Origin of the sequence: Streptomyces sp. NPDC007162, assembly GCF_040634175.1 — a bacterium.
Taxonomy (GTDB): domain Bacteria; phylum Actinomycetota; class Actinomycetes; order Streptomycetales; family Streptomycetaceae; genus Streptomyces.
The window spans coordinates 1-6,788 of the sequence record NZ_JBEYFC010000484.1 but is presented as its reverse complement, the minus strand read 5'-3'; the positions used below and the strand labels follow the sequence as shown (position 1 = coordinate 6,788).

The window sequence follows — 6,788 nt, the reverse complement described above, 5'->3', positions numbered from 1 at the left end:
GGAGATAAGTACTCTGGAGTTGGTCGCCAACTCGTACAACATGGTCCTACTTCCTCGACGGTTGGCCGACCGGGTGGCCCACTGCGGGGCCGCGGCCCCCGGCGAGTACAACGCCCTGGACACGCACTGGATCTGGCAGGAGGGCCAGGAGCGGCTCACCGTCGAGCCGCCGAGGATCGTCGGGGGCGAGGTCGCGGTCACCGACGCTCCCGGGCTCGGTGTCCGCCTCGACATGGACCGTCTGCTCGCGGCCCACGCCCTCCACCAGGAGCGCGACCTCGGCGCGGGCCGGGACGACGCGGCCGGGATGCGGTACCTGGTGGAGGGCTGGACCTTCGACGCCAAGCGGCCCTGCCTGGTGCGGTGAGCGGGTGGCGGCCGGACCGTCCGCCACCCGCGTGAACCGCGTGAACCGGCGGCCGTCGTGCCGTGGGGCCGGCCCCTGTGCCTCACGCGTCCTGTGCGACCGGGGCCTTCTTCTCCTTCGCGGTGGGCTCCGCCCCGGCCGCCCGGAGCATGCGCGGCTGCCGGGGCGTGCGCAGCAGTACCGCCGCGACCACGGCGGCCAGCACGGTGAGGCTGCCCGCCGTGATCAGGCACAGCCGCATCCCGTCCAGGAAGGCGTCGCCGAGCGCACCCATCGCCTGTCCGGTCCGCGCGCCCAGGTCCAGCCCGGCGACCGCGCCGAGACCGTCCGCCTGCGCGACGGAGACGATCCGGTCCTGGGCCGCGCCGGTGACTCCCGCGTCGGTCAGGTGACCGGGGAGCGCGTCGATGGCCCGGGTGGTGAGCAGGGCGCCCAGGACGGCCGGGCCGAGAGCCCCGCCGACCTGCCGGAAGGCGTTGTTGCCCGCTGCGGCCATACCGGCGAGGTGGTGGGGCACGGAGGCCACCGCGGTCGCCGTCATGGGCGTCATCACCAGCCCCATGCCGAGGCCCAGCAGGACGAGCCGCCAGGCCGCCGAGCCGAACGAGGTGTCGGCGGCGAGGCCGGTCAGCGCGAACTGGGCGGCGGCGACCATCAGCAGACCGCAGGTGATCATCCAGCGTGCGGAGAGCCGGTGCATCAGCCGCCCGGCCGGTCCGCCGACGACCAGGGCGGCCCCGGTGACCATCAGCAGCCGCCAGCAGGCCTGCAGGGTGTCCAGCCGCTGCACCATGCCGAAGTAGAGGCTGAGCACGAAGAAGAACCCGATCAGCGCGAGGAAGCTGGTCAGCGCGACGAGCGTGGTGGCCGTGAAGGCCGGACTGCGGAACAGGCCCAGGTCCAGCATCGGGCTGTCGCTGCGCCGCTCCGCCAGCACGAAGGCGACAGCGGCGACCACGGCGGTGAACAGCGCCACCATCACCTTGACGTCGGTGAACGAGCCGGCGCCGCCCTCGATCACGCCGTACACCAGTGCGGTGACCGCGAGAGTCGCGGTGATCTGGCCGGGCCAGTCCAGCCGGCGCCCGTGCGGAGCGCGTGAGTCGGTCAACTGCCGGGCCGCGACCGCGACCGAGAGCAGCGCGACCGGTACGGACGGCAGGTAGATCCAGCGCCAGGAGAAGTGCGCGACGACGACACCGGCGATGACCGGGCCGACCGCCAGCGCCGTCATCAGGCAGGTGGCCCATATGCCGATGAACTTCCCACGCTCCCGGTGGTCCGGCACCGCATGGCTGATCAGCGCCAGCGTGGTCGGCAGCAGCGCCGCCGCGCCGACCCCGGCCAGGGCCTGTCCGGCCCAGACGACCCCGATGGAGTGGGCGCACAACGCGGTGACCGCACCCGCCGCCGAGAAGAGCAGCCCGGCCTGGAACACCTTTTTACGCCCGTGCACGTCCCCGAAGACACCGGCGGTGAGGATGAACGCGGCCATCGGCAGCACGAACGCGTCCTGCACCCAGGACAGTTGGGCGGTAGAGGCGTGCAGTGCCGCTTGCAGGGCGGGCAGGCTCACGGCGACGGTGGTGACCGGCAGATAGGCGACGAAGACGCCCAGGCAGGCCATCACGATCGTGGCCGTCCGACGCTCGACCGGCCCGCTCGCCGGTGTCGTGAGATTCACGGGGACACTCCTTCGCGGCGCACGGCACCGCGCTCGAAGGCCGCCGGCATGCGCGGCGGCCCACTGACGTCCGGGCCGCCGAGGGGAGACCCGCCGCCACAGCATCCGGCGCGAGCCCGCACAACCGCCAACCGCACCGCCATCAGCCTAGGAAAACCTCCATATTCACCCTTCGGCATGGGACACTTCCGCCATGTTCGACCTCGTGGACAGAAAGATCCTCCGCGCCCTCCAGTGCGCACCCCGGCTGCCCTTCCGCCGGATCGGCGAGGTGGCCGGAGTCTCGGAGCAGACCGCGGCCCGCCGGTACCAGGCGCTGCGGCGTTCCGGCGCCCTGCGGGTCCTGGGCCTGGTCAACCCGCGGGTGTACGGCACCGCGGAGTGGGTCACCCGCATCCGCTGCCGCCCCGACCTGGTCGGCCCGCTCGCCGACGGCCTCGCCCGGCGCCCCGACATCGCCTACGCGCATCTGGCCTCGGGCGGTTCGGAGATCTTCTGCATCATCCGGGCGCCGTTCGACATGCAGCGCGACGACATCCTGCTGCGCCGGCTGCCGCGGGCCGCCGCGGTCCTGGACATCGCCGTCGACCTGCTCATCCACGCCTACGGGACGCCCGGCAGCAGCGAGTGGACCGGCTACGGGGACAATCTCACCGACGAACAGGTACGGCAGCTCACCGCGCAGCGGCAGGCGCCCGCTCCCGGGCCGCCGGCGCCCCCCGCGCAGGAGGACGCCCCGCTCCTCGACGCCCTCGCCGAGGACGGCCGTACCACCCACACCCGGCTCGCCGAACTCACCGGCTGGTCGCTGTCCCGGGTGGCCCGGCGGCTGGAGGCGCTGGAGAGTTCCGGCACCCTCACCTACGACGTCGAACTGCTCCCCGAACCGCTCGGCTTCCAGCTCAACGCCATCGTCTGGCTGCGGGTCGCCCCCGCCGGGCTGGAGCGGGTCGGTGAGGCGGTCGCCCGCCACGAGGAGGTCGCCTTCGTGGGAGCCGTCAGCGGCGAGCACAACCTGATGGTCATCGTCATCGCCAGGGACGCGGAGGACTTCTACCGCTACCTGACCACGAGTATCGCGGCGATCGAGGGCATCGACGCCTACAGCGTCAGCATCCGGGTCCGCCGCCTCAAACAGGCGGCCTCGCTCATCTCCCGAGGCCGGCTGGTACCGCCACCGACGCTCTAGCCGGGCAACGCCGCGCCCCGGCCGGGCGCGTCAGCGACCTGCCCGGGCAGCGCGGCCACACGCTCGCCCCGGCGGCCTCCGGACCGCGGCGCTCGCTGTCCAGGCGCTGGGGCGCCCGCTGCCTCGGCGACGCCAAGTGCATCCGGACCGAACAGGGCATCCCCAACGGCTTCGGCGGCCCGTCTCCTAGCCCACGAACCCGACATGCGCCAGGGCCTGCTTCAGCAGCACCCCGTGACCACCGGGCATCTCGCTCTGCACCGCCTCCAGCACGGCCTCCTGCGGGCTGAACCACACCAGGTCCAGTGCGTCCTGCCGGGGCCGGCAGTCACCCGTGACCGGCACGATGTAGGCCAGCGACACCGCGTGCTGACGCGGGTCGTGGTACGGGGTGACGCCGTGCGTCGGGAAGTACTCGGCCACCGTGAACGGCTGCAGCGAGGCCGGTACCCGGGGCAGCGCGACCGGACCGAGGTCCTTCTCCAGATGGCGCAGCAGGGCGTCGCGGACCCGCTCGTGATGGAGCACACGGCCGGAGACGAGGGTCCGGCTGACCGTGCCGTCCGGGCCGATGCGGAGCAGCAGTCCGATGCTGGTGACTTCGCCGCTGTCGTCGACGCGCACGGGCACGGCCTCCACGTACAGGATCGGCATGCGGGCGCGAGCCATCTCCAGCTCGTCGGAGGACAGCCAACCGGGCGTGGTATCGGTCATGTCAGACATTGCTTGATCATACTTTCCGGGCGGGGCGCGCGTTCAGTCGCGGCCGGTGTCGGATGCGGGAAGTCCGTAGATGCGGCGGGCGTTCTCGCGTCCCGTCCAGGCGGCGATCCGCACCGCGTCGGCCGGGCTCAGTTCGTCGGCGTCCACCCGGTCCTGGAGCAGTCCGGCCAGTCCCTGCCGGAAGGACAGCGCCCCGAGGTGGTGGAACTCGGCCACACCATAGGCGTCCGAGCTGTACAGCAGTTTGCGGAACGGGGTGATCTCCATCGCTTCCGCGAGCACCGCCCCGGCCCGCGCGGCGCCCACGTGGTGCAGCGCCAGCCCCACGTCGAGGTGCACATGTTCGAACACCGTGGCCAGGTAGGCGGCCTGGCGCTGGTACGGCCAGCAGTGCAGCAGCAGTACCGGGACGGTGCCGGTGGTCAGCCGCAGCCAGTCGGTGAGCAGCGCCGGGTCCGCCTGGTGCAGGCTGAGGTCCGAGTCCCCGAAACCGGCGTGGAGTTGGAGCGGCAGTCCGAGGGCGACGGCGGTCCACAGCAGATGGCGCATCAGCACCGGGTCGGTGAGCCGGCCGCCGCCGTTCGCCAGCCACAGCGCGGCGGCCCGGGTCACCTCGGCGTACGTGGGCCGGACCGGATTCAGGTCGAACCCGGTGCGGTAGGCGGCCACCGACTTCACCGCGACCACCCCGGGCCGCCGCACCGCCGCCTCGGCCGCCGCCCGGAACGCGCCCGCGTACTCGCCCGCCTCGACGCCCTGCGCGGCCACCGCCTCGGCGATGCCCTCCAGCCGTACCACCTCGTAGGCTGTGCCGCCGGCCGCCTCGGCGAGTTCGGCGGGGGAGGTGACCGGGTGCGGGGCGTATCCGGTGTCCACGCAGAACGCCTCGGCGTGCGCGGCCCTCAGGAACCGGCGGTTGACCTCCTGCCAGCCCAGTTCCGTCCGGCGCGCCAGGTATTCGGCGGCCGGGGCGTGCCGGTCCAGGTCGAGCAGCGGCGCGCAGTGCCGTCGTACGGCGATGCCCACCGGGCTGTCGAACGGTGACACGCCCGGCCAGGCCTCGCCCTCGGTCAGCAGTGCCGCGAACTCCGGTGCGGTGAGGTCGGCGGCGACCGCGCCGTGGCAGTGGTGGTCGACGAGGGGCAGCGCGTCGAGGGCTTCCCTGACCGGCCCGGTCATCAGTACTTCCAGCGGTAGGCCGCCGCCACCCCGGCGTCGTCGAGCCCGGCGACGGATCCCGTCTCGCCCTCGCGTACGGCGATCACCGCGTCCGCGAGGACCGGCCCGAGCGCGGCCCGCAGCACCTCGTCCTTGCGGAACTCCTCGACGGCCTGCGGCAGCGAGGTCGGCAGCCGCCGCACCCCCCGGGCCACCGCCTCGTCCGGGATCAGCGACGCCGGGTCGCCGGTCACCTCGGCGGGCAGCGGCGCCGCCGTGGTGAGCCCGTCGAGTCCCGCGGCGATCACGCAGCCGAGCGCGAGATACGGGTTGGCGGCCAGGTCGACCGGCTTGACCTCCAGGTTGGCGTCCTCACCCTGGTGGCCGGTGGTGCCGGTGACGATCCGGACCGCGGTCTCGCGGGTCTCCCGGCCCCAGGCCGTGAACACCCCCGCCCACTGGGAGGGCTTGAGCCGAAGATAGCTGGCCGGGCTCGGCGCGGTGACCGCCGTCAGCGCCGGCAGATGCGTCAGCAGCCCGGCCACGAAGGACTCCGCCGCGGCCGTCATGCCGTACCGGGCGTCGCCCCCGGCGTGCAGGTTGACGCCGCGGCGCCACAGGGAGAGATGGAGATGGCCGCCGTTGCCGACACCCCGCTCCACGACGGCCGGCGCGAAGGAGGCCCGCAGCCCGTGTCTCTGCGAGACGGCGCGGACGGTCTGCCGTACCAGGACGCTCTGGTCGGCCGCCGCCACCGGGTCCAGGGCGCCGGTGGACAGCTCGAACTGACCCGGCGCGTACTCCGGGTGCAGCTGGGCGACCGGCACCGCCTGCGCCTCCAGGGCGGCGAGCAGGTCGGCGGTGTAGTCGCTGAGCTCGATCTGCCGGGTCGCGCCGTACGCCGGACCCGAGGTCGCGGGCGCGAACTCGTCGGCCGGCGCGGCGGCCCGGCCGAGCGACCACTCGATCTCGAAGCCCGCCCGGAAGGTGACGCCGTGCCGGTCCTCGGCGTCGGCGACGACCCGGCGCAGGAAGGTGCGGCTGCACCCCGGGTGCCGGTCGCCCTCCTGGGTCAGCCGGTCGACGGGCGCCCACGCCCAGCCGGGCTGCCCGGCCAGCACCACGAGCCGGTCCAGGTCCGGGTAGAGGCGCAGATCGCCGTCGGGGGAGCCGAGGACGTCGGTGCGTACGATCGCGTCGTTCGCCAGGAAGGTGTCGAACACCGGGGACATGCCGACGCCCCGGGCCACCGCCGAGTGCAGCCCCTGCCAGGGGACCGTCTTCACCCGGCAGATCCCGGCGGTGTCCACGTAGGCCAGCACGACCCCGCGCACACCCTGCGCGGACAGTTCGTGGGCCAGGGCGTGCGCACGGGCGAGATCGCCGGGGTGCCCGCCGGGCACGGGGTCGACCAGGGGTGGCATACGACGTCCTCCTCGGCGGGCTCGGATGCACGCGTACCGGTCAGGGTTTCATGCCTACCGCGCCGAACCGCGCAACCACGGATCGGCGCCGGGGAGTCGAGGGGGCGCGATCGGGTGCACACGTCGAACCGGTCCGACGTGTGCACGTGGGCGCCGGTGGAGGGGGGGGGGGGGTGTGTGGGGGCCGATCGGAATTGCTAAAGTCTTAACTCCACTGACAAAGAAGTATATCTGGGTTTTCGT

At 73.2% G+C, this 6,788-nt stretch carries 6 protein-coding genes; 2 read left to right on the top strand and 4 right to left on the bottom strand.

All coding sequences use genetic code 11. The features are described from left to right. Window positions 1-367: enolase C-terminal domain-like protein (locus ABZ646_RS36810; protein ID WP_360529077.1), on the top strand; the 367-nt coding region annotated here is incomplete at its 5' end. Window positions 368-449: 82 nt separating this feature from the next. Here the strand turns inward: ABZ646_RS36810 and ABZ646_RS36805 are convergent. Next, window positions 450-2,051 carry an MFS transporter gene (locus ABZ646_RS36805; protein ID WP_360529074.1) on the bottom strand — a complete coding sequence of 534 codons (1,602 nt, stop codon included), beginning with the start codon at window positions 2,049-2,051 and terminating at the stop codon, window positions 450-452. A 193-nt stretch (window positions 2,052-2,244) separates the two neighbouring features. Between ABZ646_RS36805 and ABZ646_RS36800 the strand changes: the two genes are divergently transcribed. Then, window positions 2,245-3,240 carry an AsnC family transcriptional regulator gene (locus tag ABZ646_RS36800; protein ID WP_360529071.1) on the top strand — a complete coding sequence of 332 codons (996 nt, stop codon included), beginning with the start codon at window positions 2,245-2,247 and terminating at the stop codon, window positions 3,238-3,240. A gap of 186 nt (window positions 3,241-3,426) precedes the next feature. Here the strand turns inward: ABZ646_RS36800 and ABZ646_RS36795 are convergent, their stop codons facing one another. The 3 genes from ABZ646_RS36795 to ABZ646_RS36785 are packed head-to-tail and all read right to left on the bottom strand — an operon-like array spanning window position 3,427 to window position 6,545. Beyond that, window positions 3,427-3,954 carry an NUDIX hydrolase family protein gene (locus ABZ646_RS36795; protein WP_360529080.1) on the bottom strand — a complete coding sequence of 176 codons (528 nt, stop codon included), beginning with the start codon at window positions 3,952-3,954 and terminating at the stop codon, window positions 3,427-3,429. 42 nt (window positions 3,955-3,996) lie between these two features. Beyond that, window positions 3,997-5,142, bottom strand: coding sequence for an amidohydrolase family protein (locus tag ABZ646_RS36790; protein WP_360529068.1), 1,146 nt, complete (start codon window positions 5,140-5,142; stop codon window positions 3,997-3,999). Beyond that, window positions 5,142-6,545, bottom strand: coding sequence for a glutamine synthetase family protein (locus tag ABZ646_RS36785; RefSeq protein WP_360529065.1), 1,404 nt, complete (start codon window positions 6,543-6,545; stop codon window positions 5,142-5,144). The genes ABZ646_RS36790 and ABZ646_RS36785 overlap by 1 nt, the downstream gene beginning before the upstream one ends. Window positions 6,546-6,788 lie beyond the last annotated feature (243 nt).